Origin of the sequence: Leptothoe kymatousa TAU-MAC 1615 (assembly GCF_018739865.1) — a bacterium.
GTDB lineage: Bacteria > Cyanobacteriota > Cyanobacteriia > Phormidesmidales > Phormidesmidaceae > Leptothoe > Leptothoe kymatousa.
Window position 1 is genome coordinate 70,940 of the sequence record NZ_JADOER010000013.1, and the last position, 26,924, is coordinate 97,863.

Consider the following 26,924-nt stretch of genomic DNA (forward strand, 5'->3'; position numbering starts at 1 on the left):
TGTGTCAAAATGGGCCATTAGCTGCATGTAGAGTCACTATTTGCACGCCTCGATTGCTAGCCCCATCTCTCTCTCAAAGCTGTCCTAAACTTTAAATACGCCTTCTGGGTTAACCGACATCAATGGCCGACGGGCGGCACCTTCCCTTTGTAGTATCTCGTTGGCGGCTAACAAACCGCTGCTGATGGCCCGTTCCATCAAACCACAGGGAAACGGCATTTTTACCCAGTCTCCGGCAAACATCAAATTGGAAACGGCGGTGGCGCTGGTGGGACGGTTGGGATAGCTGCCGGGGGGGAATCCGGCAAAGTTTTTTTGGTTGACCAGTTCCTGGTGCAAAATGGTTGCCCCTGCTAGCTCTGGGACAATCTCCTGGAGCTCTCGCCGAAAGGTGTCCAGTAGGGCCTGCTGGGTGGGAAATACTTTTTCTTTGTAGCAGTAGGCATGGAGCTCAACCACACTGCCGCCGGTGTCTTCGGCCCATTGGGCATAGTCCCCCTGCACCTTGTGGTATAGGGTAATACTATCGGTGAGGTCATAGCCAGAGAGAGAGGTAAACCAGCTTTGCTCCCATTCAAAATCGCGGTCTAGCCAAAAGCGACCAACGGCAAAGGGGTCGGCCACCTGTAGCTGATCGACCTGGGTGAGGACAACGGGATTGGCGTCCCCCTGGGAAAGGGCAAAGAGATTTTTGATGCCGGGAATATCGGCGGCAAAAATATAGTAGTCCGCCGTTAGGCTATGGGCCTGGGCATTGGTCTTGTTGCCGGGGTTGGCGGCCATGAGCTGAATCCGCTCGGGCTCCCGCTTAAGTACTTTAAACTGGGCCAAATTTTCCTGGGCGGGACCGCTTAGTACCTTGCCCTGGGCATCGTAGGCGGCACCGTGGCAGGGGCAGATAAATCCTTTACCTGTTTCGGCGACCTCTTTGTTCACGCTGCAGCCCTGGTGGGTGCAGGTGAGGGAAATGGCCCGGTCGCTATTTTTGTTGACCACATACAGCCGATCGCCAGCGCCATAGTAGTCGGTGGTTTCGGTGCTGAGTAGGGGATTGAGATCGCACCAAAACGGCACCGGATTCGCGGCGATATTGCCCATTTGATAGTCCAGGCTGGCGATTTTGTCCTCAGCCCAGTTCACCTGGCTGACGGTCACCCCGGTGAGAATGCGCCCGCCATTAGCCTCAATCGCCTCGCTGAGGGGATCCACTAAACAGCGGCCCATGTCTTCACAGGTGCCATTAAAGGCCAGCCCCTCCGGGTTACCAAAAAAGTAAAAATGGAAAAACTGCATCAGTTCCCCAGCGCTGAGCACGTCCGGGGCATTCAAACTGGACTTGGCAAAGGGCAAAAAGTACAGATCGTACAGCCCTTGAGGAAACTGGCCCTGGCCCCATTCATCCACCGAAAGATGATCTAATCTTTCATAGGTTTGGGGCATGCGGAAGCTAGTAATCTCCCGAAACACTTCCAAATGCTTCAGGTTGGCCAAATTAATTCCCCACTTCAGCCGGTTGTCTGACGAAATGGCCAGATCCACAATGTTCCAAGGAAAGGCGGCATTGCTGGGATAAAACGCCTCGGGCTGATAGCCATTTTTGTACAGCACCGCGTAAAAGTTCAAAGACTGGAAATTATCCTGGGCCTTGAGCTCATCCACCAGGCTAAATAGGTTGTAATACTGGGGAAAAAAGCCATGGAATCCATGCTCCATGCGGAGCTCATGGTCCCCCACTTGGATCGGCCAGCTGGCAATTTTGCCCCCGAGCTGGGGCGCGCGCTCCACCAGGGTCACGGCCACGCCGCGTTTGCTCAGCTCATAGGCCGTCGCTAAGCCAGCTAAACCGCCGCCCACCACCACGGCACTGGTGTTGCGGCCTACGGTTTGGGGTAACTCTAACCGATCTACTTGGTGCAGGGAGGGTTTGGGTTTGGCCAAGCGGGTATAGCCTAGGGTGCCGCCTACGGCTCCGGCTCCTAATAGCTTGATCGCACTCCGGCGTGAAATGTCGGGGGTTTGCCAGGTTTCGGGAAATGGATTCATTAAGGAAATGGAACGTAATCGGTGAGCGCTAGTGGGGTGAAAAAGCTGATTTAGAGGCGGGGAAAGCTCCATGCAGCGGTGGTTTGCCGATGCTGGGCGCGCCCATTTTTGTATACGGAGACCTCCTCTAAATAGATGGAAATTAACTGTCCTCCATCTATTTAGTCGGATGGGGGGACATTGCCCACCATGTTGGTCAATCGGCCAAGATTACGGCTACGTTATGAGGAACTTAGTATGGGGGCTGATTTATAAAACGGCTTGGAAACTTAGAAAAGATTAAGGGGACAAGCCATTAAGGGCAAAAATTAAAATCTGATATAAAACAAATTTGATACAAATCTTAAACCATCAGGGGACCGTTCTAGACTATCCATGATCAATTTGAAGGGAAACTATTGGCAGGAAACGACGGCGGTGGCCCAGCGGATTTTGCTAGAGCTGGTGCGCCGTCGCCGCAGCCTGATTTTTTGGGCCATTTTTCCCACCCTGTTGCTATTTCTCAATGGGGCCATTACCGCAGAACGCGCCCAGCTAGATCTGGCGGGTGCTTTGGCGGTGGTGGCACCGCCCACCCTGGTGGGGGCGGCCCTATTTTTTAGCTGCCTGGGGGGCAGTGTTGCCACCGTGGTGGCGGAACGGGAGCAAAAAACGCTGAAACGGTTATTTCTTTCCCCCCTGCGGGGGGTGTCCTACTTTTTGGGCATTGTTTTGGCCCACAGCGCCATTGGTGTGGGTCAGGCTTTATTGGTATTTGCGATCGCCCTGAGCTTGGGGGCCACGTTTTCGGGGTCCTGGCCCCTGGCCATATGGATTATTTTGCTCAGCATCCTGGCCTATGTGGGGGTGGGGTTTATTTTAGGCACCCAGTTTGCCCGCCGCACAGAAGATGTCAATGCCCTGGTGGCGGCCTTTGGGGTGCCGCTGCTGATCCTGGGCGGGGCGTTTATGCCCACCTCGATTTTTCCCGATAGTTTGTTGCGCTTAGCCCGGTTTAACCCCATTTTCCATATGACCGAAGCCCTCACCCTGACCATGGCCAATGAAGCCGCCGGGGACCATATTATATTTCTAAGCGGGTTTGCGATCGCCATGGTCATCGCCGGGTGGCTATCGTATCGCCGTATGCTGCGCATCGAACGTCAACTCTAAATGCTTAAGTAGTCTGGTGTGCGGCGCACCGAACGTCAGCTCTAAAGGCTTAAATAGTGTGGTGTGCGGCGCATTGAACGTCAATTATAAAGGCTTAAGTAGTGTGGTGTGCGGCGCACTGAACGTCAACTCTAAAACCAAAAACACTCTATGGATGCGAGTCTACTAGCCACCTTTGGCGCCGGATGTTTCTGGGGCACCGAGAACGCCTTTCGTCAGCTAAAGGGGGTGAGCAGCACCTCCGTCGGCTACATGGGGGGGCATTTCGAAAACCCTTGTTACCTAGATGTACTTTCCCGCATCACCGGCCATGCGGAAGTGGCACAAATCCAATACGATCCTAGCCTGATCACCTATGGAACATTGCTAGAAACGTTCTGGCACATGCACGACCCCACCAGCCTCAACCGCCAAGGTGCCGACCGGGGAGAACAATATCGGTCAGTGATTTTTTATCACACCGATCAACAACAACAGCTGGCACAACAGTCTAAACGGGCCATGACCAGCAACTACAGCCAGCCCATTGTGACCCAAATTGTTGCTGCATCAGCCTACTGGCTAGCCACCGAAGAACACCAGCAATATTTCGAAAAAAAATCTTTTAAGAAATCCCCATAGCCAAAAAAATATCCTGCCAATCTATAAAAAAGGCAGGATAAATATCTTAAAAAAATACCGTAGCTCTCAACAAATATCAGCTACGACATTCTCAATGAAATCTTACTTAGACTGGTTGTCTAGCTGGTCTAGACGCTCGGCCTGGATATCCTTAACAGCTTTGGACTGGTTGTCTAGGTGCTCAAGACGCTGCTCTTGTAGCTTGTTGCCACCGGCAACGTTCTCTAGTTGCTCGTCAGACAGTTGCTGATCGGAAGCATTCTTATTTTGCTCTTCCATGAAATTAACCTCGATTTTAAAACAACAAAATCTTGTCCAACAGATTGTGTCTGCTACAGGACTCTTTCATCATATCGAGACTTTTTCAAAATGGAAGTGGTTTTGTAAGATTCTCATGAACTTCTAATGATTTGCTCGGCTTTGAAGTACTTCCTAAGATTCTATTAAGATATGCAGGGGTGATTTATCCGAAACCTGAACAATTCCCCGGCAATCCTGAGAATCTCCTGAGCGTGCTCCATGTGGTTCAGGACAATGTGAGTCTTAGTTATTTTTTACCTAGCCAGTAATCGGCGCTCACGGGCTAACAAAAGTTCCTTGTGTAGGTTGTATGAAATCCAGTGAAACCCAACACCAGCAATGGTTACGTTAGGCTACACTAGTGCTAACCTAACCCACGGCAGAACAAGGGTTTCGAACGTTTTGTCAGTTAACCAGCTCTACTGCTAGGGGCATTCTGACAGTTGCAGACTAGAAAGATAAACCGAACCTTAAGACTTACTTACTACATGGATTTTCAAGGTAAGTAAATTTTTAAGGTGAAACTATCCCCAGTTGCAGCACCAGAAAACATTAAGAGAAGTGAGGATTTTAGCCCCCGTTTATAGAGTATTAGACTAGGGATGTTCTAATCCATAATCCCTATGGTTACAATTGGGCAGTTAATACATTAAATTTAAGTTGTTCAGTGAGGTGAGAAAATCCCATGGGAGACAGTAGTATTTTTCGGCAAGAAGCGCTGGAACGGCTATCTTCACCGGAACAACTTGACCAGCTGATGAAAATTGTTTCGCCCCGCAGCTGGTTACCCCTCATTACCGTCGGGGGCCTGTTGGGGGCCGCTATTGTGTGGGGGTGCGAAGGACGTATCCCGGTGACCACCAGCAGCCATGCTATTTTGGCCTATGCCGAAAATGATAGTAATGAGTTAATTGGTGTGGCGCATTTTCCGGCTGGGGAATTGGCCCAAATAGAACCGGGGATGGATGTGCTGCTGATCCCGGCTGTGGAGGGAAATAAGCAAGCCCCCGGCGGCATTGAAGGGACGGTCAAGCAGCTATCGGTGCCCATGGTGACCACCCTAGAAGGGGTGCGCCAACTAGAAGATCCAAGTGCCCCCAGTACGATTGAAGTATTAATTGATCTAACCCCCGACCCCGATACGGCCAGTGGCTACAAGTGGTCCGCCAGTAGCATGAGCATGATTCCCCTGGCGGGAATGCATGCAACCGCTCGGGTAACCCTGGAGGAAAAAGCACCCCTGTGGTTTGTACTACCGTTTTTGCACCAGTCCTAGGTTTGTTGTCGGTTTGCCCCCACATTCTGTCCGGCATTCCCAAGACTTAAACGCCCAGAAAGCCAGTGGCCAGTGAGAAACAGGTATTCCTCACTGGCCACTGGTTTTAAATGAAGTAGATCGGATCAGAGACTACTGCAACAGGCTACGCAACATCCATGCATTTTTCTCATGGATTTGTAGCCGCTGGGTTAGTAGGTCCGCCGTGGGCTCATCATTGGCCTCATCCGCAATGGCAAAGACTTCGCGGGCGGTGCGGGCAACGGCCTCTTGGCCTTCGACCAACAGCGTAATCATTTCTTCTGCGGTGGGTACCCCTGGGGTTTCGCTAATGGAGCTGAGTTTAGCGTATTCGCTATAGGTGCCAGGGGCCGGAAACCCTAGGGCGCGAATGCGCTCTGCGATCGCATCTACGGCCAAGGCCAATTCGTTGTATTGGGTCTCAAACATCAGGTGCAGGGTTTGGAACATGGGGCCGGTCACATTCCAATGGAAATTGTGGGTTTTGAGATAGAGCGTGTAAGTGTCTGCCAACGTACGGGATAGACCATCTGCGATCGCGCGACGATGCTCATCACTAATGCCAATGTTGATGGGGAGCGTTGATGCAGCCATAACTAATCTCCTAACGGTTAGAGGTGAGAAACAAGATAAACCTTGGGGCCAGGGTCCTTTTGCAAAAGGGGCCTTTTCACAAAATAGAAAGCGGTCCAGCAATTATAGATAGCACCTACCCTTAGTAGGCCGACCCTAAGAATGTTTTTACGCTGGGGCAACCAGTCATTGATGCCAGGGTTAGCATGCCTAACGGCGACATCAGCAAAATTTTAGGGTTACGGTCTCTGGACCCCTTAATCATACTCATAACGACTTCGACTTGCAACCTTTTTTGATTACCTCTGGTGGGGAGAAAAGCCGGGGTGTCTCTTCCTTGAGGCCAGTTGAAAAAGTCCTACAAATTACCAAAGCCGTTGCCCAACGTTTGGGCTATGGTTTGGGGGTAACTGTAGATGGACATATGGTTTTGGCTAACGGTTGGTTGTCGGGTACCTGGAAAAAACATGCAGTCCTCATGGCGGTTGGATTGCTGGCAATTTTGCCCAGCAAAGCCATGGGGCAGGCACCGCTCAACCCCGAAATTCAGATTGGCCTGATCCAGCGCTTTGGGGAAGAAGCCAAAGACAAGTTAGTGTTAACCCCCCTCGCGGGCGATACCCTCACCGTTCAGTTTGAAACCGGTGGCCAACCCCAAACCCTGACAACCAATCAGTTGGTCCTAGAGGTGGGGGCCGAGTCTCTGGCCCAACCGGTGTTGCAAGAATGGGTTGTCCTCAGTAGCCACCGTAGTTTTGAGAGTGCCGAAGAAAGTGCTAACCAATGGCGGCAACAGGGCATTGAGGCAGAATTGGCCCAGCCCAATACCTGGCAGGTTTGGGCCAAGCGGGAAAATTACAACACCCCCATGCTGCGTCGCCTGCTGCTAGAAAGCTTGCACAAAGCGGGCCACACCAATACGTTTATCGATAGTCGTGTGCTCACCGAAAGCCCCAAGGCCGCCTTTATTGCCAATGGCTATCGCTACAATCGAGATGTATTCCGCATCACTAGTGCCAACCGCCGGGTGCAAATTGCTGAGAATGGCGGTTCGAAGAAACTGTTTGGGGGAGATTTTAAACTACAGCCCAATGCCTATGGCACCTATACCTTGGTCAACCAGGTGCCCATTGAGCTCTATTTGCGCGGTGTCGTCCCCCACGAAATTGGCCCTAGCGCGCCCCAAACCGCCGTAGAAGCCCAGGCCGTATTGGCCCGCACCTATGCCCTGCGCAATCTGCGGCGGTTTGCCATTGATAACTATGAGCTTTGCGCCGATACCCAATGCCAGGTCTATCGCGGCCTTAGCGGCGCCGTGGCGCGGGCAGACCGTGCGATCGCAGTCACCAACGGCCAGGTACTCACCTACAACGGTGAACTCATCGACGCCCTCTATTCCTCCACCACCGGCGGTGTTACCGCTCGCTTTAGCGATGTTTGGAACGGCTTTGACCGTCCCTATCTCCAACCCGTTATCGACTCCCTCGCCATTAGCTGGGACCTTGCCGCCCGTCCCCTCTCCGAGGAAAACAACTTTCGCGCCTTTATCAATCTCAAGAATCGATTCAATGAAGATGACTGGCCCACCTTTCGTTGGAAACGCTCAGGCACCTTTAAAGAGATCACCGCAGGGGTAAAAGAATATCTAACCAATCGCAAAAATCCCCTGGCGAATCTCAAAGCCGTGACTGGACTGACCGTTACTGAACGATCCCAGACAGGACGAGTGCAAACCCTATTGGTTAACACCGATGTGGGGGACTTTGAACTCCATAAAAACGAAGTTGTCAGCGCCCTAATTCCTCCCCGCAGCCAGTTCTTTTACCTAGAGCCGTGGTACGAAGAGGTTAAAAACGATAAAAAAGATGCCAAGCAAACCAATAAAAACAACCCAACCGCCAGCACCCCCACCCAGCAACCCAGCCCTCCCGTAGTTAAAGGCTACACCTTTGTGGGTGGGGGCTTTGGCCATGGCGTAGGCATGAGCCAAACCGGATCCTATCGCCTCGGAGAAAACGGTTGGCCCTACCAGCGCATTCTTCAGTTTTACTATCCCAATACCCAATTGCTCCCCATCAGCAACGATATTGTGTTTTGGCAAGAGCCTGAAACAACAGCAACTACCGACCTAGACACCACAGAAAGCAACAAGACCCAAGAACCAGCATTTTCGTTACCCTAAGGCTAACGAAAATGACTCCTAAATCAGTGGCGGGGATCTGACATGTCAGATCCCCGCCACTGATTTAATCAATACTAATGAACAGCCAATTGGGTCAAACGCCATTAGAGAACGGTGATTAATCGGCTAAACAGCTTAGTAAAGGGATTCTTCCTTGTGGGTTTCGATAGTACAGTCAGAAGTGGGGTAGCAAACACAGGTTAAAACAAACCCAGCTTCGATCTGGTCATCGTCTAAGAAAGACTGATCGGACTGATCAACAGTGCCTGCAGTCAGCTTCCCAGCACAGGTGGAGCAAGCCCCTGCACGACAGGAGTAAGGAAGATCAAGCCCCTTCTCCTCAGCGGCATCCAAAATATACTCGTCTTCAGCGACTTCAATAGTGGTGTTTAGATCTTCAGACTCATTAATTAGAGTAACCTTGTAGGTTGCCATGAAATCGTCCTCTAAGATTGCGGTTGTTGTAAAAACTGTTGCTCCTCAATAGTTCCTATTGAGCAATCAGCGGTAGGAAGCTATGGGAATTCAACATCGTTTTTGATACTAAGGGAAAATTATGGTTCTGTGCCACTTTTCACAAGCCTAGAAGAACGGTATTTATAATTGAATCAACAGTTTTTATACGGTTTTACTTATGGGTTATGGAGCCTGGATTGTTTTAATGATTACGACTGGAACTTTTGGCGTAGCAAACCAGACGTAGCTCAGACTGCAAGATGATTTGGACGATGGCCACAGGCTTGGAAAATACGACGTAAACTGCGCTCTTTACGCCGTATCACATTTCAATAAAATGCCTTAACGTAGCCTACGATACTCAAGTTAAATTATCAGTAAATCGAAGGTTGATTAGAAAAAATTATATTTTCTGTTCCTAGAGATATGGAACAAAATCAGTAGCTTATGTAATGCAGTCTTTAGACTTAAAATATTGCGATCGCTAAGGAGCTGTTAAGACACTACTTCACGGTTTAATCCTGACAAGCTTGTTAAGCCATGATTTCCATGAACAAAGCCATGACTTTATTTTTTAACAAGCCCTAAACGAAAAAATGGGAAAAGCTACCTAGATAACCTGTCCCATTTTTTCAATGACCATGGATTCTACATGACTCATGTGGCGCAAATAGAATCCAATGGCACGGTTTAGTAAAGCTCTTCTTCCTGATGGGTAACGATGGTGCAGTCAGAAGTGGGCTTGGCTACACAGGTTAGGACAAAGCCAGCTTCGATTTGGTCATCATCCAAGAAGGACTGGTCTTCTTGATCTACAGTACCAGCGGTGATTTTACCTGCACAGGTGGAACAAGCACCCGCACTGCAAGAGAAGGGAAGATCATCTACTTCATCACCGTCGTTTGCAGCATCAAGAATAGTATCGTCTTCATCAACTTCAATTGTGGTGCTGTTGCCATCGGTGATCAGAGTAACCTTATAGGTTGCCATGTCAATATCCTCTCTACAATTCTAGTAATTTAGTCTAGATAGCTTCAATAGATACCTTACAAACAGTGTCCGTAAGGTATCTATTGAACTAACTTCTTTTTCGATAGTACGAGAAAATGATTCTGCTTCGCTACTTTTCTAAGCTATTGCTGAATGGTTTTAATAATCGAACTTAGCCATTGCCACTGCTTTTGCTTATGATGACGAGCGTTGGAGAATATTGATAGTAAAAGCTGAACTCTTTGCTGTATAGGGCATTGACATCTAACTGGAAACCACAATCATTCCATAAGCCATCAGTTAGATTGCTTGTAATCAATCTTTTTATAACAAAAACTTATGGTTTATTTAGAGCCTGGTTTATTGATAGTTATTCTCACTTTATTATTTGTTTCTGCTGTTATAAAGGCAGGAGAGACCGAAGCATTTTTGGGATAGGCAAATTTGGTTTAAACAGGTCGGCAATGGGGCAAAAATTAAAGATACTACGGATTTAAAGTCATCAGGGTTTATTCTGAAAACCTGGTTCATGCATCCCTCAATTAGCTTATGACCATCCATGCAGCCATCATTGGAACTGGTTTTGCGGCACGCAAACGGGCGGAAGCCCTAGGGGCAATCCCCGGCATTAAATTGACCAAAATCGTGAGTCGCCATGCCGAGCGCGTCCAGCAACTGGGTCAAAAATATCAGGTGGATGTACTTTCCCATGTGGACGATCTATGGCGCGAACCAGACTTGCACCTCGTTTTTATCTGCACGGTTAATGCAGACCATGGGGCGCTTGTGCAGCAAGCCCTGGAACATCATAAGCATGTTGTTGTGGAATACCCCCTGGCCTTAGATGTCAGCCATGCAACCCAGCTAATGGCCCTGGCACAACAACGTCAGCGGCTGTTGCATGTGGAACATATTGAATTGATTGGCGGGCTGCACGTGGCTATGCAGGAGCATCTGGCGGCGGTGGGCATACCTCACTACGTTAACTATCGCACCCTCGCACCCAAACAGTCGGCCCCCCACAAATGGAGTTATTGCCTAGAGTTGTTGGGATTTCCTATGATGGCGGCCCTATCACGCATTCAGCGTTTAACAAATTTGTTGGGACCGGTGGAAACTGTTGTCTGTCAGGGCGGTGTGCAACCGCCAGACACTCGATATTTTTATCGATGTTTATACAGTGCGCAACTGATGTTTTGCAATGGCACCTTAGCAGAGCTAACCTACGGCAAGGGGGAAGGTGTGTGGCAGCGCAGTCGCTATATAGAGGTGAGGGGAGATCGAGGTTGCCTGGTATTTGATGGGAATCAAGGTTGTTTAACCACAGCCCAAGGGGAACAAATCATTAGCGCTGCGCCCCGGCAGGGCCTATTCCACAAAGATACCCAACGGGTCGTCGATTATTTGCTGAGGGAACGACAACTGTATGTTACCCCAGCAGAGAGCGTCTACTCCCTAAAGGTGGCTGCTGCCCTACAGCGCTCAGTGGAACTGGGGGCAACAAAGGTTAGGGTGGATCGGGCCAACGGCCTATGGGGTAACTAACACCCCTGGACGTTCCTGTTCTGGCACAATATCCATCACGTCTAAGCGGGCACAGTATTCTAAATCGGCGGTGTTGTTGAGCCGCAGCAGGCGCTGACCGTGGCTGGCAGTGTGCATTAGCTCCAGCATCCGATCTTGCCAACGCTCGTAAAGGGCGACGGCAGCGATGGCAGAGTCATTGCCAATGCAGTCCCCAAAAGATTGCCCCGTGGCGGCCATCAGACTGTGGATAATTGCCCCGGCGCACACCGTATCCTCTAGGGAATAGGTGCCTTCCCAGCCAGACCCGACGAGCCAGACTGTTTCGGGTTGCTTACTCAATAGCTTTTCCACCACCGCCTGGCGAGTGGTTAGGGCAGCGGTCATGACGCTGGGGGCCATTTGAATTCGCTGCAAACACCGGGTGCCGTTGGTGGTGCTCATAAATAATCGACGACCCGCGGTTTGCTCAGGAGAGTGATCGCGGGGAGAATTGCCTAAGTCAAAACCATCCACCCGTTGACCGCCGCGTTCTCCGGCAAGCAGTCGTTTTTCTGGCGGATATTCTTCACTCGCTTGAACCAGCTTGTCTAGGTCACTAAAGGCCTCAATCGCTTCAGCACCTGCTGCAAACGCGGCTGCCATGGTGGTGGTTGCCCTGAGGACATCAATAGCGATCGCGCAGGCAGGCAAGCTATCAACCGGCGTTTCTTCAGGCGTGTGGTAAACGAATAATTTCACAAAACTTTAGGCGCGAACAGACCTGACTATTCTATGCGGGAACGTACGCAAAGCGGGAATGTACCCAAAAAATTAAATTCCTCCCACAAATCGCCCCGAATTTAACAAATCGTGGGGATCAAACTGCTGCTTGATCGCTTTCATCATCCCCAGGGCATTGCCCGTATAGCCCCAGGGCTCAAACGTTAAAGAATTTGGAGCTTGCAAAACCGTTAGATAGCCCTTGTGATTAGAGCAATGCGATCGCACCTTATTTAAAATATCAATAATATTAGGGGCCTCGGCACTGAGGGCAATGAGCCCCAACCCACTGGCATTGTGCAAGCGGGCCAGCCAATTATCCGCCGATACCTCTGCCAACAGTTGCAACAGCGGCACCAGCTCGGTGGGCAAGATGCCAACTTTGCACAACAGTTTGCTAGGGCTGGCCAACTGCAGCGCCAGCGATGCCCAGAACGTACTGTCTTCCACCGCACTACTTTCTAGACCGGCCGCCTGGGCAATGGCCTGAAACCGCTCCACCTGTTCGTCTACGCCAGCGGCAATGCCTTGAAACCGCCCCACCAGCCGCATACCATTGCTGGCCCCAATCAGGTCCATGGCCACCGGGGTAATGCCCTGGAGACGGGTTTGCAATGCGGCCTCCGCGATCTCATCCGCCGCCCCAGACAGCACCACCGTTTGCGAAACCGCCGCCACCGGATATAGCCGCAGATTCACCTGGCTCAAAATCCCCAGGCTGCCATAGGCCCCGGTCATCAGCTTCATCAGATCGTAGCCCGCCACATTTTTCACCACCCGGCCCCCGGCCTTGACCACCTCGCCGTCGTAGCGCACAAACTGCACCCCAATCACCGTATCCCGGACGCTGCCATAGCGCTGGCGCAAGCTACCCCCATTGGCGGTGGCCACAATGCCCCCAATGGTGGCCCGGTCGCCATAGAGCGGATCCACCGGCCAAAACTGGTTCTCCAACCCCAGCTGGGACTGCAAATCAGCAAACCCAAGGCCCGCTTCCACCCGTGTCGTAAAATCCTCTATCCAGTGATCCAACAGCCGATTTAGCCGCGCCGTGCTGATCACCACATCCACATCCTTTAGCCGGCTACCGCCCCAATGCAGCTTAGTCCGCTGGCCACAGCTAACCATGCGCCACCGCCGTTCATAGCAGGTGCGCACCACCGCCGAAAGCTGTTCCACCGACTCTGGATAAATAATACACAGATCTTCAGTACCCTCAAATCGAGGGTCATTGGTGCCCTCAGTTTGAGGGGCATCGACCTGAGACCAAGGCACCACCTGACCAGACCCAAGCAGCGATTGAAACGTAGTATCGGGGCTCATAGCATCGCGCAAACTGCGCTCTACATTTTATAGGGCTTTGCCAGCTGATATGTAGTTAGGGCAGCATCAAATCAATCAATGCCAATCTTTACCGGACCACTCCCCGGATCGCTCGGTGGCCCCGATCGCACCTTTCGATAATCCGCATACAGCCGGTCCCGCCAGGCCCAAAACCGCTCATACTCAGGATTGTCCGCCAGCCCCGGCACCCCCTTCCCACACAGACCCGCCGGCAGGTCCACATATTGTTGGGTCGGAAACTTTAAATACATGGAAATCCCAGCGATCGCAAAATCCGCCAGTGTCGGTTCACCGCTCACCATATAGGGATGCTCCGACAGCACCCCACAAATCGAAGATAGGGCCTGCTGCAGGCTCAACGTCGCCGACTTAATATCATCCGGCCCAAAGCCAATGCCCGTTCCCAACAGATTTAGCACATCCCCCGGCACCGCCCCCACCAAGGTTTTCACCACATCCGGTGTCGAGGCCGGCAACAGCGCCGTCCGAAAGCTTGGATGCTGGCTAAAGGCACCGATCATGGCCTTGCGCCCATTGGGGCCAATGGACTCATCCGCCCAGTCTTCCAACATCATGCAAAGACCCCGGATCGCATCGTCCCCAGGCAGCACAGGCCGTTCAGGATAGGTCTTATCCAGGTAGAGTGCGATCGCAGTAGAATCCGCCACCACCGTTGCCCCATCCTTAATCACCGGCACCTGGCGCTGACCCGACAGCCGATACAGGTCCACCTGGCCCACCCCCGGCGTTACCTCCACCGTCCTATAGTCCAGCTGTTTATAATCCAAAACCAGCCGCACCTTTTCACAATAGTGGGACGCCTCAAACTGGTATAGCTCAATCATATTGAATTCGGAGTTCGGAAGGTTGAATTCGAAGTTCGGAGTTCAGAGTTCGGAAGGTTGAATTCGAAGTTCGGAACTTTAATTTCCTAATTCCGATTTCCTAATTCTGCTCCCTTACCTGATAGCTCAAAAAACACGGTCCAAAACCCAAAACTCCCTTAAGAACATCCCTCGGGTGCCGTCACCTTCACCGTCAAATCGTCGTAGCCCAACGGGTTCAACAGCTGGCGAATCGTCACCTCCGCCCGTTCGCTGGCCATATTCAAAATGCCTTCATCACAGGCCCCCTCACGAATGCGCTTTAGGGCCTCCTGCTGGGCCAGGGTTTGCAGTTCCGGTGCCCGATCGGGGCCCAGGTTCAAAAAGCCCCGACTATAGTCATAGACCTTAGACCGGCTCACATCCAGCTTACTATCCAAAATTTTCGGGGCCGGCAGCGTCACCGTCAGCCGGGGGGGCAACTCCCCCGCACCATCCACCACCTCAATATTCTCCTCCGTCAGCGCCGACAGGTCGATGCCCGCGCGCACTTCCCCATGGGCCACGTATAGCAAATTCGTCTGCCCAATCACATAGTTACCTACGGTGCGGTTACTCTCCGTAGGCACCACCGCCTCCATGGAAAAAATGGCTGTGGTTAATTCGCTAGCGCCCTGCACCTGATTCACCACCAGGGTGCGCGTATCCACCTTATCTTCCGGTGGTTTAGGGGTGAACATCAGCTGCACCCCATCCATAAACTGATCCCCGGTGCGCCACAGCCCATAGGCCGTCACCGAGCCCACCACTAAACCGGCCCCTAACAGGGTCATGGAAAATAAAGACCAAATCCGCAACGGCTGCAGCGGCCTAAAGTTGCGAGTTTTTCGATCAGATTTACGGGAGCGGCTACGCTTGGAAAGGCGGGGAGGACGAGTAAACATGGAACCGTCTAGAACGCTAGGGATGATTCTAACGTCAGTTGCCAAGAATGGACGGCGGCTACAGCAAGTTAATAGAAATGGCCGGGGTTGATGTGGATAGCCCTACAATCCAATCACGGCGGTTAGGCAAACGCGATAAGGTGAATAAAGCACTGCTGATATTGCATTACTATGACCGCTGCTTCCACCGATTCTAATCAACAACGGCTTAAACATTTTCGTAATCAACTGCTGCAACTACACAAATTATTGTTGGAATCGGAGCGTATCCGCTACGAACAGACCAACGGCCCGATTAAAAATAAGGGTGAATTTTTTCAGTTGGTGATTGGGGATGATGCGTTTAGTTGGCTGCGGCCCATTTCCCAGTTTATTGTGCAAATTGATGAGTTTCTAACGGCGAAAGAACCTCCAGAGAACCCCGAGGAGACGGCGGCGATTTTGTTGGAAAAGGGACGGCTGATGATGAAGCCCAATGAGAATTCGTCGACGCCCCTGGCGGCTAAGTATTTTGAAGCGATTCAGCGGGATCCTCAGGTGGCCCTGATGAATGCTGAGATTAATCAGGTGTTTAAGCCGTAGGTAGAAACCAGTTTTTCCAGCAACCCTCTCAGAAACCCGGTTTCTAAGGCAAAAGTCATGCACTAGGTTCCGCACTTTCCAGAAACCGGGTTTCTAAGGAAAGCGGATTGCGCCTCGATTTGACTAGCTTCCCAACCGACCAGAACAGTTTTACGATCCAGGCCCCAGCGATAACCACCAAGCTCACCCGAACCACGAATCACTCGGTGGCAGGGGATGAGATAGCCGACAGGATTGCGTCCCACAGCATTACCGATGGCTCGGGCGGCTGTGGGTTTCCCCATGGACTTTGCTAATCCTTGATAGGTGGCCAGTCCACCCAAGGGAATTTTCAATAGGGCCTGCCATACTTGAATTTGAAAGTTTGTTCCTTTGACATGGAGCGTTAGGGGAGATCGATTGGCCCTATGGAAGATTTGGTCACAAATATGCTCGGTTGCCTTTTGTTCATACCTAATGGTGGCATTCGGCCATTCTGTTTTTAACTGTTGTTCAGCCACTGCCTGATTAGGGTTATCAAGGAAGTGTAAATTACAAATTCCCCGATCAGTCATGGCAATGAGACAATCTCCAAACGGAGAATTGTGAATACCATAGCGAATCTGTAAACCAGCGCCTGCGGACTTATATTCACCGGGAGACATCGCTTCTAAGGTGACAAATAAATCATGGAGACGTCCAGGGCTAGATAGGCCTGAGTCCATGGTTAGGTCTAAAAGACTATTGGTCTCAGCAATTTTAGATTTTGCGTAGTTTAAGGTTAAGTACTGGGAAAACCGTTTGGGACTAATGCCGGCCCATTGGGTAAACAACCGTTGGAAGTGATAGTCACTCAGGCCTACATGCTGGGCAATGGTGGCTAAATTAGGCTGCTCCAAGTGATGCTGACGAATAAATGCGATCGCGTTAGCCATGCGTTCATAGGTTTCTTGATCCTTAGCTGAGGTGGTTATAAATGAATCCATACATTTGCTGGAGCTTGGGTAGGGTATCCCTGACAAAGATATCGGTAGGCATCATGTATAACCACCCAGTTCTTGCTAACTGTAGTTTGTCGTACAGCAACGCATCGTTGTTGCTCCTACGCTATGTCAATCAAGCATTATGCAAAAATATTACTCCTTTGCTTGAGGTGTTACAAAGGCTTAGGTCCAAACGTTATTGCGCCATAGGGTTCAAGGTGTCATCACCAAGACCCTAGACCTTAGGGGCAATGGTTAGGGTTTCTGTCTTTGTAACGCCATTTCTGGAAATCAGAAACGCTCTTTTTTTAGAAAGACCTTTACCACACAATTGTCGTCAATGCTCGACAAGTTCTTGAATCGAAAGAACTTTATGGGTTGCATAAAGAATACAAGGGAATAATTAGCCCCAATTAGCCCTAGATAGTTGGCGTTTGGTATCTCTGTTGTCTATTTCAAGTGGGTGGGTTCAGTACCATCAGACAGTTGGTCCCCCATAAAGGAATTATGAGCGGAAATGCAGGTCGGGTTCAAGCCATTAGTCAAATTGTCAATCGGGAGCCGCTACCCCCCAAGGCACCGGCAAGCCTTGAAGAGATTTGGGCAGACAATGTCTTTAACCTTCCTAAAATGAAGGCCACTCTGCCCAAGGGTGTTTTTAAGTCGATTAAAAAAACAATTGTGACTGGGGAGAAATTAGATCCCTCGGTGGCTGATGCGGTCGCTACGGCGATGAGAGATTGGGCCATATCTAAGGGCGCGCTCTACTATGCCCACGTGTTTTATCCCATGACGAACCAGACTGCTGAGAAGCATGACGGGTTTATTGCGCCCCAAGGGGACGGCACGGTCATTTCAGAATTTTCTGGCAAGCTATTGGTTCAGGGTGAGCCAGACGGCTCTTCATTCCCCAATGGTGGTATCCGTGGCACCTTTGAGGCCCGAGGCTATACCGCATGGGATGTGACCAGCCCGGCCTATATCATGGATACGGATAACGGCTCCACCCTATGCATTCCCACGGTATTTGTTTCTTGGACGGGGGAAGCGCTGGATAAGAAAGTGCCGCTGTTGCGGTCTATTGCGGCGATGGACAAAGCCGCTAGTAAGGTTTTAAAGCTTTTGGGCAATACGGATGTTGCCCATGTCAACTCCAGCTGTGGTGCTGAGCAAGAATATTTCTTAATTGATGCTAACTTTGCTACCCAGCGTCCCGATCTGCTGTTGGCTGGACGCACCCTGTTTGGTAAGGCTCCCGCCAAGGGACAAGAATTTGACGATCACTACTTTGGGGCCATTCCAGAGCGGGTGCAGGTATTTATGCAGGATGTGGAGGAAACCCTCTATAAGCTAGGGATTCCTGCCAAAACTCGCCACAATGAAGTAGCACCAGGGCAGTTTGAAATTGCCCCCTATTTTGAAGCGGCTAACGTGGCTAGCGACCACCAGCAGATGATTATGACCGTGTTGCGCCACACGGCGAAAAAGCATGGCTTTATGTGCTTACTCCATGAGAAACCCTTTGCGGGCATCAATGGATCTGGTAAACACGTCAACTGGTCAGTGGGCAACTCGACCCAGGGTAACCTGCTGGACCCCGGTGATTCTCCCCACGAGAACGCCCAGTTTTTGGTGTTCTGCGGTGCTGTAATTCGAGGTGTACATAAGTATGGACCACTGATGCGGGCAGCCATTGCCACCGCCAGCAACGACCATCGCCTCGGGGCCAACGAAGCACCACCGGCCATTATGTCAGTGTATTTAGGCACCCAGCTTGAAGAAGTCTTTGAGCAAATCAAGACCGGCTCCATAACTGACTCTAAAAAGAAAGGGGTGATGGATCTCGGTGTAGACGTGCTGCCCTATTTGACTAAAGATGCGGGCGATCGCAACCGTACCTCGCCCTTTGCCTTTACCGGCAACCGCTTTGAATTTCGCGCAGTCGGTTCAAACCAGTCGGTGTCTGGTCCCCTAATCGTCCTAAATACTATGCTGGCCGATTCCCTAGATTGGGTCGGCAATCGCCTAGAGGCCGAACTCTCGGGAGGGGCAGAACTCAATACCGCAATTCTCACTGTACTCAAGGAGGTGATGGAGCAACATGGTGCCGTGGTCTTTGGCGGTAACGGGTACTCCGAAGAGTGGCACAAAATGGCGGTTGAAGAGCGGGGCTTGGCAAACCTACCTACCACAGCTGATGCCCTACCGGTGTTGCAAGAGGAGTACATTGGCGACCTTTTCCAAAAGACAGGTGTATTGACACCGGTTGAGTTGGAAAGTCGTTTTGAGGTCTATGCCGAGCAATATATTCTCTCCATTGAGGTGGAATGTAAGCTAGTGATTGAAATGGCTAAGACCAAGATCTATCCAGCCGCTGTTGATTACTTAGCTAAGCTGTCGTCTACAATTTCAAGCTTGGAAGGCTTAGGCGTCACCCTGGAAAAGGGAAGCGCTGAAAAAATTGCGGAGCTGACCAATGGCATGGCCAGTACTGTTGCCAAATTGAGTGAAGCCCTTGGGACTCATGATTTTGGCGGTGCTGGTGAGCACATGGCTTACTGTGCCAGCACCCTACGTCCCTTGATGGATGATGTGCGCGAATATGTAGATACGCTAGAAAGTGAAATTTCTGATGAGTTTTGGCCGTTGCCCACTTACCAGGAAATGCTGTTTATCAAGTAGTTTTTTTAGAAGAAGCTGTTGAACAAGTAAATAGAATTTACTTGTATCCCATGGCATTTAGTTTTGAGGCAAGGTAACTTCTTGCCTCTTTTTTTATGCCTGCGATCTTGCACCAGATCGGTTTTGAGCTTATAACCCACGTTAGGTTAAAAACCCAACGCTAATTGAAGGCTGTCCACTAAAGGGACAAGATTCGCTTAATAGCTCTGTACTTGGAGCTTTCACAGATCCTCTACCCCCTTTAGTGGGTTTTGATTCAATTAGCCTTGGAACTTTCAGTCCAAGGTGGGCCGTGCTCAAGATGCGATTCCACCGCATCAAATAGGTTTGAGCGCTCAGCCCTCACTATAATCAAACGCATTGTCCCAAAGATAATCCAACACCGCCATAGAATCCTTTAACGACAACAACCGACACCGCCCCTGGTCGTCATAGTCCATTAACGGTTTCTCCACACCGCCCACATATCCCCGCAGCCCCTGCAAGTTCTTTAGCGGCCCTGCAATATCAAAATTGATCGCCGTCCCCGTTTTCTCCACCATCCATTTCTCAACCTTGGCATCAAGGGCTTGGGGCGTCAGAGGTTCTGCGCTGGTGAGCAAATGGTAATACACCAGAATAATTTCCTTGCATTCTTCCTCTTCGGCAATGTCCACCAGCATTTGAAACACGCTAGCGTTATTGGCCAGGTTGTTAAAAAACAACGTATCGGTCACGTCCTTTTGGAACTTTATCTTTTTGTTTTTATACTGGCTATATTGTTTTACGCCAAAGCCCCCTAACGCAATCACAAAGGTGAGGGTCGCCACCAGCACCGGCATAATGTTGCGGGCCTGTTCTTCCTCCACATCGATGGATTCTAGCGCCGACCCGGCATTGAGGGTGAGTAAAATAGCGGCCACTAAAATCAAAATATTGGGCAGCGCCTTTAACAACACAGGAATAGCGGCCCCAATGGCTGGCACCGCCAGCATCAGCTGATCCCGCAGGGTCATGCTGGTTTTGACATTGGGAAACAATAAATCTAGATCAAATTTGGGAATATTTTTGTAAAAATAGACATACATTTTGCCGGGGACAAACTTGCGTTCTGCTTGGCCCCGTTTTCGCTTAGTCTGCTTTTCCTTTGCTTGGAAATAGCGCTCCCCCTTAAACTGGATTAGCAAAACTAAGCGTTCTAGAATATCGACGGTTTGTTCTGCTTCCCAGAAGAAAAATTTCTTGGTTTTAATGGTTTGGTTAATATCCCCCCGGCAGTAGCAGAGCACCTGCTCAAAATCGTTGAAATCCACATCGGTTTTCAGGTTGATTAGGGTGCGGCTATTGAGTGCTTGTTGAATGGTGGCCTCAGGCACTGGGTAATAGTTGGCCTGGTCTAGGGTGCGCTTAAATGCCTGCATCAGGCTACGCCCCATGGCTTCGTAGTCCTGCAAGGACGTTTCGTATAGGGGCTGGATCTCGGCATTGGGGTTGAACACCCTGTAGTTCTCTTTAATGGTGTCCAGGGTGCTATGGAATTTGAAGTGGTAAAACGCGGTTAGAATTTCGCAAAATGCGGCAAATTCCTTGGCGGTTTCGTCGGTCAGATGCCCATCGCTCAGGCACAATTTAATGATGTCCTTACGGGGATAAGGGATAAATGCTTCGCGGGGAGGGTCGGTAGTCATGGCCATGGAATCTATTTATTGGCCTGCTTTGAAGGGTAAATGAGGTAGCTTTGCTTATCCTACAGACTTTTGCGAGTTTATTCAGCTTTCGGAGAATAATATGCCCCTAACCTTTGATTTGGTGGCCCTGTTGTTTGTGGTGGCCATGGCGGCGGGCTGTGTGGATACCATTGCGGGCGGTGGTGGCCTAATTGTGCTGCCGACACTGTTGATGGTGGGCGTACCGCCTGCGGTGGCCCTGGCTACGAATAAATTGCAGGGCAGCGGCGGCACCTTGGTGGCGTCCGTCTATTTTGCGCGTAAGCAAATCGTGCGCCTAGGCGATATTCAGCTCACGGTTTGGATGACCTTTCTGGGGGCGGTGTTGGGCGTTTGGCTGGTGCTGCAAATCAATAGCACTGCCCTCAATGCGATTATTCCATTTTTGCTAATTGCCATGGGGGGCTATTTTGCCCTATCCCCCACCCTGGGGACCACGGACCAAAAACAACGGTTGGCCCACGGGCCTTTTGCTGGGTTTATCGCCCCCCTATTGGGGTTTTATGATGGCTTTTTTGGTCCGGGCACGGGCATGTTTATGGTGCTATCGCTGGTGAGTTTACGGGGCCACAATCTAACTAAGGCCACCGCCCAAACAAAAGTGCTTAACTGCACCAGCAATGTATCCTCGCTGCTGTATTTTCTTGTTTTTGGCCAGGTGTATTGGGGGGTGGGGCTGGTGATGCTGGCGGGGCAGGTGATTGGCTCGTCTATTGGGGCCAGAATTGTTCTGGCCAAGGGGGCCGGGTTGATTCGCCCGGTGGTGGCGGTGGTGTGTTTTGTGATGGCGTCTAAGCTTTTGTGGGATGCCCTGGGGTGATGCCATTATGCATCGAGATATTCGCCGAGCACTTCGCAGGGGCCATCTTCTACACCGTCGTAAATCGATGCGCTGTTGGAAAAAGGCGGTGTGGGTTTGTCGCTAATGCCTAAATGGGTGTGCACAATGGTCAGGATGGCTTCGGAAACTGAGGTAATGTCTTGTTGCCGTTGATAGGTGCGCAGCCGGTCTAGGACTTCTGGGGTGAGCAACAGGGTCAGGGGCGTAGGGGCAGTTGACATAGTCTAAGGTTTTAAGGGCGATACATCTAGCATATCGGGCCGCTGGTTCAGGGGGGATTGCCTAAGGTGCCAATTTGCCTAGGTACTAATTTGCCTAGGTGCCAATTTGGCTAGGCGCCAGGGTGAAAACGTTATTGCCCGCCTATGGGGGGGCAATCTGGGGTCGCTGATACTGTTTGCCCTCGATTGTGTCCCTAGTGCTCCTGAAGAAAATTTATTTGGCAGCTAAAGTGCCTTTCAAGGCCTATCCGTTTGCCAAGGGGCGCAGGCAATGGCCACTGTTATTAATTGCCTGTGTGGTTACGGGGACCATGGTGGGTATGCGACAACTGGGGTTGTCCCAGCCGCTGGAGTTGGCGATTTATGATTGGTTTTTGCGATCGCACCGTGCCATTGCCCCCGATCCTCGCATTCTGATTGTAGAAATCACCGAAAGTGATATCCAACGTCATCAAACTTGGCCCTTCAGCGATGAGCTCATTGGTCGCCTACTATCCCAGCTACAACAGCATCACCCCGCCGCCGTTGGTCTAGATCTCTATCGAGATTTTCACCATCCCCCCGGCGAGAAACTGCTCAAACAACAACTACAAAGAACGAATGTTATCTCCATCGAAAAATTAGGTGGGCCAGATACCTATCATGTTCCAGCCCCCAAAGGCGTGCCCAGAGACCAAATAGGATTCAATGATTTCGTCGTCGATCCAGATGGCATCGTGCGACGAAATTTTCTGTTTGCCACGGTGGGAGAAATAGAATACTACTCCCTATCCCTCCGCCTCAGTCAACTCTATCTAGCCAAAAAACATCCAGAAATTTCCCCTGAGCTAGAAATTTCATCAAATGCTGTCTCTTTAGGAAATACAGAATTTAAGCGACTTCGCGCTAATGCCGGAGCCTACCAAGGCATTGACAATGGAGGATATCAATTACTCCTAAGATATCGCACCCCCCACTTGCCAGCTCAAAGAATTTCCATCAGTGATATCCTAGACAACAATTTTGACCCTGCCTGGATCAACAATAAAATTGTCTTAATTGGGACTACGGCCCTCAGCGAAAAAGACTATTTCTATACCCCCTATGGTTCATCTGAAGCCAACCAACTAGTGATGCCTGGCGTGGTTGTGCACGCCCATCTAACGAGTCAAATCATCAGTGCCACATTGGGTGAACGCTCCCTTTATCGGTTTTGGCCAGATTTTATAGAAATTATTTGGATTGGCCTATGGGCCCTCGCCGGCAGCATCTTAATCTACCGTTTTGATCGGCCTAGAATTCTGAGTGCCATCAGCCTTGTAAGTGTCTGTAGCATCTCCATTATTGCCCTTTTTAGCCTCACCCAAGGCATTTGGATTCCCTGTGCCATGCCGCTGTTGAGCTTTAGCATGGCCGGCACCATTGCCCTAGTCTACAAAGAGTTTTATCGCAGCTTTTTTGACGAATTAACCGGCCTCTCCAATCGCACATTCTTTATGCGAAATCTGGAAAAGCTGCTCAAAGGCAAACAAGCACAAGCAGAAATAAATATAGCTGTTTTATTTATCGACATCGATCAGTTTACACTGATTAATGAAAATTTCGGACGTGCCGCCGGAGACGAGCTATTACGGATTATCACGGCTCGATTGCGGGCCAGCCTACCCTCTAAAAGTAAGCTGGCCAAGCTAGATGGAGACGATTTTGTTGTTGTATTAAAACAATGTCCTAACCTGAAATTAGCCTCTCAGCTAGCCGACAGAATGCAAGAAAATATCTCGCGACCGATTACATTCAAACGACAAAATCTTCGATTGACCGCTAGCATTGGCATCGCCATGAGCGAGGCGGGTAGCCATAAGCAAGCCGAAGCCATCGTGCGCGATGCCCAAATGGCCATGTATCGAGCAAAGTCCATGGGCAAAGCGTGCTATGAAATATTCTCTGCCCAAATGCGCACCCAGTCCGCAACGTTATTTTCGCTCAACTCAGATCTGCCCCAAGCGATTGAACAAAATCAGCTACGGTTACACTATCAACCCCTGATCCATCTTGAAAGCGGAAAAATCCAAGGCTTTGAGGCATTGGTGCGATGGCAACATCCCAAAAAGGGTTTGATCTATCCCGGAGATTTTATCCCCTTAGCAGAAGAGAATGGCCTGATCGTTCCCCTGGGCTACTGGGTACTTAAAGAAGCCTGTCGTCAAAATCAGCTTTGGAACCAGGCCTATCCCCAAGCTACTACTCCTTTATTTATTAGCGTTAACCTGTCCGGTCGTCAGTTTCGAGATCCTCACCTGATTGAGAACATTCAAAAAATTATCGAAGATGTGGACCTACTACCCCATAGCCTCAAATTAGAACTCACCGAGAGTGTGGTCATGGACGATGTGGAAGTATCGGTAAACGGGCTGCTGAGTCTTAAAAAAATAAATATTAAGGTGGGTATTGATGATTTTGGCACCGGGTATTCTTCCTTGAGCTATCTACATCGTTTTCCCGTGGATACCCTTAAAGTAGATCGCTCCTTTGTCATGCGCATGCATGATGCATCAGACAACGAAGCCATTGTGAAAACAATTATTTCCTTGAGCCACAGCTTACAAATGGACGTTATTGCTGAAGGTATTGAAACAGCGGCTCAGGCTGAAAAGCTGAAAACCTGGAACTGTGAATACGGCCAAGGCTATTTTTTCTCCAGGCCCGTACCCTCAGAAAAAGCTGAAGCATTACTGGCCAATCCACCACATTGGGCCTACCCTCAAGACGCTTAGGCGCTGTTAAAAAACTACTTCACAGTTTAAAATCCAAAAAGGCTTGTTAAGTCATGATTTCAAGGAACAAGACCATGATTTTAATTTTTAACAAGCCCTTAAACTAAAATGGATTACCCAAATAAATGTGGGTAATCCGCAAATATGCAAACATATCAGGCCTAAATAGCCGTTGCTGATTTAGCAACCGATCTGCAAGGTTGACTCACCGTATGGATCGGACCCATACAATCCTCCCGAGGAAGAGCGCCCCTGCATAAATACACCGCCAATTCAGCCTGCCGTTACTCAAGGACGGGAGTGTTGGCCACAGAGGTTAGATTAGCCCCGGCTAAAATACTTTGCCAAGCCTCATGAACAGATTGGTCGTTAGGCCGCTGCCGCTTGAGATCCGCTAGCATGGCAATCATGTCGTACCACAGATAGTTGTTGCGATAGGCAACGGCTTGTTCCATGGACACATCGGCCGTAATGGCCGGATCTTCTGACTGTAACTGAATCCACCCATGCATGGATGGGCTATCAGGCCGCAGCTGGTCGTTACACATCATAATCAGTGACCACTGATATAATTCATTTGCCGCTAAAGCAGGTGCATCTTCTGGCAAGCTAATACTGACAATGCCGGGGGTCTCTGGTAGTTCCAAATATGTCTCATAGTAATAGCTATCTTCGGATTGAACGGTAAATAAAGCTTGACGAGGCGTATTCGCAGTCGTTGCCACTAGCACTTCAGGATATGATTTGCTGGTCAGGCCATATTGAGATGTGGGTACCAAAGCTGTTGTTTGGTGATTGGAACAGCTATCACGGGAAGCCCCACTTACCGTACGCTTGGGGGCTTGGTCATCATTGTCGGGCCAAAAAGACCAGTCATTGGTGGGCCAAGTGGCAACCGTTATGGACTCTCTCGCCGTTTGGGCCGTGGCATAACTATTGCCAAACACTCCTAGGGTGCTAGCTAAGACTAATCCAATCGGTATGTAAGTTCGCATCATGGGTCTAATGTATTGTGTACTGAAACGACTAATAGCTGGATGGGAAAAATGATTTCCGATGCAATCACTGCAATTAATTGAATATGGCCATTGCAGAAAGCCTGACTGTTGAGGCTGACGTTAAGTTAGGCAGGTTAACGGCTGCAAGTAAGCTGGCCCACTCGGTAGCCACTGCTTCATCTTGAGGATTTGCCTGATACAGCTCTTCTAAAATTAGGGCGGCATCATGCCACAGATAGGCTTCTTGATATAGCAATCGAGCCTTTTCTAACGGAGCAGCCGTCCCTAATTTAGACGCTAGGTCAGAGGTTGAATCTCGCCCTGCCAGCCATGTTTCTAAATTCACTCGACGGGTCCATCCATCTACAGAAACATCATATGCCCGATCCTCCGCAACAATAGAGAAATACCAGTGATAATTTTCATCGATTGTGAGTGGCGCTAAACCCTCTACACTCGCTAGATCGATGCTAAAAATACCTGAATCAGAAGCAACAGCTACGGTTGTTTCATATACGAGTTCGTCGGCTTCATTTCGTAGGACGTATTCCACCTCTCGCACATTTTCAGCATTGGGTAGGTAAAACAGAAAGCAAGGATGAGCCGCTGTTGTGACACCCAGGTTAGTTTCAGGCATTAGGGCAGTTAGAGGCATCTGATTCATGGAGGGCGGTGCGACAGACCCACCTCCGCGAGTACCCCCCCCTAGGCGACGCCCTGGCAACCCCTGGATAGGAGAATCATTAGACTGGTGAGCGGCATTGGCCAAACTGGGTATTGCGCCCAAATTCCATGCGAGCAGGCTACCCAGTCCAGTAGCCACAACAGTTTGGTAGAACGTAGATACGGTCATGATTGTAAATCAAACAAGAAGACTATATTTCACAGGTTCTTAAGCTGGACTCTTGCTCTCCACATGCTCCGAAACTGTGGAGATGACCGCAGTTGATGTATGCAGTCTTACGTACATGTTCCTATTTTTTGCCCCATTAGACCATTGTAGTTATACGTATACGAGAACATGCTTTAACCATGTGGTTGATGTTTGCTCAGTCGCTTAAAAGTTGTTTTTAGCCGTTGCATATAGGGAAAAAACATACAAGCTAGAACATCTTTGAATGCACTTCATAAAAAGGTTTTGAACTGTGGGTGAATCTCCTGAAAGAT

Annotated in this window: 23 protein-coding genes; 9 read left to right on the forward strand and 14 right to left on the reverse strand. The window is 50.1% G+C overall.

Features of this window, described 5'->3' with window-relative positions:
• Positions 1-84: 84 nt before the first annotated feature.
• Positions 85-2,043, reverse strand: a complete 1,959-nt coding sequence (locus IXB28_RS14865) for an FAD-dependent oxidoreductase (protein ID WP_215619389.1) — start codon at positions 2,041-2,043, stop codon at positions 85-87.
• Positions 2,044-2,418: 375 nt separating this feature from the next.
• Here IXB28_RS14865 and IXB28_RS14870 point away from each other — a divergent pair, with 375 nt between their 5' ends.
• Together IXB28_RS14870 and msrA are read left to right on the forward strand one after the other, a co-directional pair.
• Complete coding sequence (locus tag IXB28_RS14870; protein ID WP_215619390.1) at positions 2,419-3,195, forward strand: ABC transporter permease; 777 nt, start codon at positions 2,419-2,421, stop codon at positions 3,193-3,195.
• 150 nt (positions 3,196-3,345) lie between these two features.
• Positions 3,346-3,816 (forward strand): peptide-methionine (S)-S-oxide reductase MsrA, encoded by a 471-nt coding sequence (gene msrA, locus IXB28_RS14875; RefSeq protein WP_215619391.1) that lies wholly within the window; start codon positions 3,346-3,348, stop codon positions 3,814-3,816.
• A gap of 102 nt (positions 3,817-3,918) precedes the next feature.
• Here msrA and IXB28_RS14880 read toward each other — a convergent pair whose 3' ends face one another.
• Positions 3,919-4,095: a hypothetical protein gene (locus IXB28_RS14880; protein ID WP_215619392.1), complete on the reverse strand. Its 177-nt coding sequence runs from the start codon at positions 4,093-4,095 to the stop codon at positions 3,919-3,921.
• Positions 4,096-4,801: 706 nt separating this feature from the next.
• On the opposite strand from IXB28_RS14880, the gene IXB28_RS14885 reads away from it, so the two are divergent.
• On the forward strand, positions 4,802-5,392 hold the full coding sequence (locus IXB28_RS14885; protein ID WP_215619393.1) for a hypothetical protein: 591 nt from the start codon (positions 4,802-4,804) through the stop codon (positions 5,390-5,392).
• 132 nt (positions 5,393-5,524) lie between these two features.
• Here IXB28_RS14885 and IXB28_RS14890 read toward each other — a convergent pair whose 3' ends face one another.
• Complete coding sequence (locus IXB28_RS14890; RefSeq protein WP_215619394.1) at positions 5,525-6,007, reverse strand: Dps family protein; 483 nt, start codon at positions 6,005-6,007, stop codon at positions 5,525-5,527.
• A 457-nt stretch (positions 6,008-6,464) separates the two neighbouring features.
• Between IXB28_RS14890 and IXB28_RS14895 the strand changes: the two genes are divergently transcribed.
• On the forward strand, positions 6,465-8,168 hold the full coding sequence (locus tag IXB28_RS14895) for a SpoIID/LytB domain-containing protein (RefSeq protein WP_456085726.1): 1,704 nt from the start codon (positions 6,465-6,467) through the stop codon (positions 8,166-8,168).
• Positions 8,169-8,303: 135 nt separating this feature from the next.
• Here IXB28_RS14895 and IXB28_RS14900 read toward each other — a convergent pair whose 3' ends face one another.
• Entirely contained in the window at positions 8,304-8,603 is a 300-nt protein-coding gene (locus IXB28_RS14900; RefSeq protein ID WP_215619395.1) for a ferredoxin, read from the reverse strand.
• A gap of 711 nt (positions 8,604-9,314) precedes the next feature.
• Entirely contained in the window at positions 9,315-9,614 is a 300-nt protein-coding gene (locus tag IXB28_RS14905; protein ID WP_215619396.1) for a 2Fe-2S iron-sulfur cluster-binding protein, read from the reverse strand.
• A gap of 549 nt (positions 9,615-10,163) precedes the next feature.
• Here IXB28_RS14905 and IXB28_RS14910 point away from each other — a divergent pair.
• Positions 10,164-11,159: a Gfo/Idh/MocA family protein gene (locus IXB28_RS14910; RefSeq protein ID WP_215619397.1), complete on the forward strand. Its 996-nt coding sequence runs from the start codon at positions 10,164-10,166 to the stop codon at positions 11,157-11,159.
• Here the strand turns inward: IXB28_RS14910 and IXB28_RS14915 are convergent.
• The 4 genes from IXB28_RS14915 to IXB28_RS14930 form a co-directional block, all read right to left on the reverse strand.
• Entirely contained in the window at positions 11,145-11,879 is a 735-nt protein-coding gene (locus tag IXB28_RS14915) for a 2-phosphosulfolactate phosphatase family protein (protein ID WP_215619398.1), read from the reverse strand. The genes IXB28_RS14910 and IXB28_RS14915 overlap by 15 nt on opposite strands.
• Positions 11,880-11,951: 72 nt before the next feature.
• On the reverse strand, positions 11,952-13,223 hold the full coding sequence (locus tag IXB28_RS14920; protein WP_215619399.1) for an FAD-binding oxidoreductase: 1,272 nt from the start codon (positions 13,221-13,223) through the stop codon (positions 11,952-11,954).
• Between the two features lie 71 nt (positions 13,224-13,294).
• Positions 13,295-14,089, reverse strand: coding sequence for a glutathione S-transferase family protein (locus tag IXB28_RS14925; RefSeq protein ID WP_215619400.1), 795 nt, complete (start codon positions 14,087-14,089; stop codon positions 13,295-13,297).
• Positions 14,090-14,247: 158 nt separating this feature from the next.
• Positions 14,248-15,012: a DUF4230 domain-containing protein gene (locus IXB28_RS14930; RefSeq protein WP_215619401.1), complete on the reverse strand. Its 765-nt coding sequence runs from the start codon at positions 15,010-15,012 to the stop codon at positions 14,248-14,250.
• A gap of 171 nt (positions 15,013-15,183) precedes the next feature.
• On the opposite strand from IXB28_RS14930, the gene IXB28_RS14935 reads away from it, so the two are divergent.
• The gene (locus tag IXB28_RS14935) at positions 15,184-15,594 is read left to right on the forward strand and encodes a hypothetical protein (protein WP_215619402.1); all 411 of its coding nucleotides are present in this window, start codon (positions 15,184-15,186) and stop codon (positions 15,592-15,594) included.
• Positions 15,595-15,656: 62 nt separating this feature from the next.
• Here the strand turns inward: IXB28_RS14935 and IXB28_RS14940 are convergent, their stop codons facing one another.
• Positions 15,657-16,559, reverse strand: a complete 903-nt coding sequence (locus IXB28_RS14940) for a bifunctional helix-turn-helix domain-containing protein/methylated-DNA--[protein]-cysteine S-methyltransferase (protein WP_215619403.1) — start codon at positions 16,557-16,559, stop codon at positions 15,657-15,659.
• Between the two features lie 504 nt (positions 16,560-17,063).
• Here IXB28_RS14940 and IXB28_RS14945 point away from each other — a divergent pair.
• Complete coding sequence (locus IXB28_RS14945; protein WP_215619404.1) at positions 17,064-19,238, forward strand: glutamine synthetase III family protein; 2,175 nt, start codon at positions 17,064-17,066, stop codon at positions 19,236-19,238.
• Positions 19,239-19,573: 335 nt separating this feature from the next.
• On the opposite strand, the gene IXB28_RS14950 is transcribed toward IXB28_RS14945, so the two are convergent.
• A complete protein-coding gene (locus IXB28_RS14950) occupies positions 19,574-20,905 on the reverse strand; it encodes a TMEM143 family protein (RefSeq protein ID WP_215619405.1) in 1,332 nt (443 codons plus the stop codon).
• Positions 20,906-21,005: 100 nt separating this feature from the next.
• On the opposite strand from IXB28_RS14950, the gene IXB28_RS14955 reads away from it, so the two are divergent.
• A complete protein-coding gene (locus IXB28_RS14955; protein ID WP_215619406.1) occupies positions 21,006-21,764 on the forward strand; it encodes a TSUP family transporter in 759 nt (252 codons plus the stop codon).
• 5 nt (positions 21,765-21,769) lie between these two features.
• On the opposite strand, the gene IXB28_RS14960 is transcribed toward IXB28_RS14955, so the two are convergent.
• On the reverse strand, positions 21,770-22,006 hold the full coding sequence (locus IXB28_RS14960) for a hypothetical protein (RefSeq protein WP_215619407.1): 237 nt from the start codon (positions 22,004-22,006) through the stop codon (positions 21,770-21,772).
• A 218-nt stretch (positions 22,007-22,224) separates the two neighbouring features.
• Here IXB28_RS14960 and IXB28_RS14965 point away from each other — a divergent pair, with 218 nt between their 5' ends.
• The gene (locus tag IXB28_RS14965) at positions 22,225-24,759 is read left to right on the forward strand and encodes an EAL domain-containing protein (protein WP_215619408.1); all 2,535 of its coding nucleotides are present in this window, start codon (positions 22,225-22,227) and stop codon (positions 24,757-24,759) included.
• Positions 24,760-25,043: 284 nt separating this feature from the next.
• On the opposite strand, the gene IXB28_RS14970 is transcribed toward IXB28_RS14965, so the two are convergent.
• Both IXB28_RS14970 and IXB28_RS14975 read right to left on the reverse strand, forming a co-directional pair.
• Positions 25,044-25,757 (reverse strand): DUF928 domain-containing protein, encoded by a 714-nt coding sequence (locus IXB28_RS14970; RefSeq protein WP_215619409.1) that lies wholly within the window; start codon positions 25,755-25,757, stop codon positions 25,044-25,046.
• A gap of 73 nt (positions 25,758-25,830) precedes the next feature.
• Positions 25,831-26,610 carry a DUF928 domain-containing protein gene (locus IXB28_RS14975; protein ID WP_215619410.1) on the reverse strand — a complete coding sequence of 260 codons (780 nt, stop codon included), beginning with the start codon at positions 26,608-26,610 and terminating at the stop codon, positions 25,831-25,833.
• Positions 26,611-26,924: the final 314 nt, after the last annotated feature.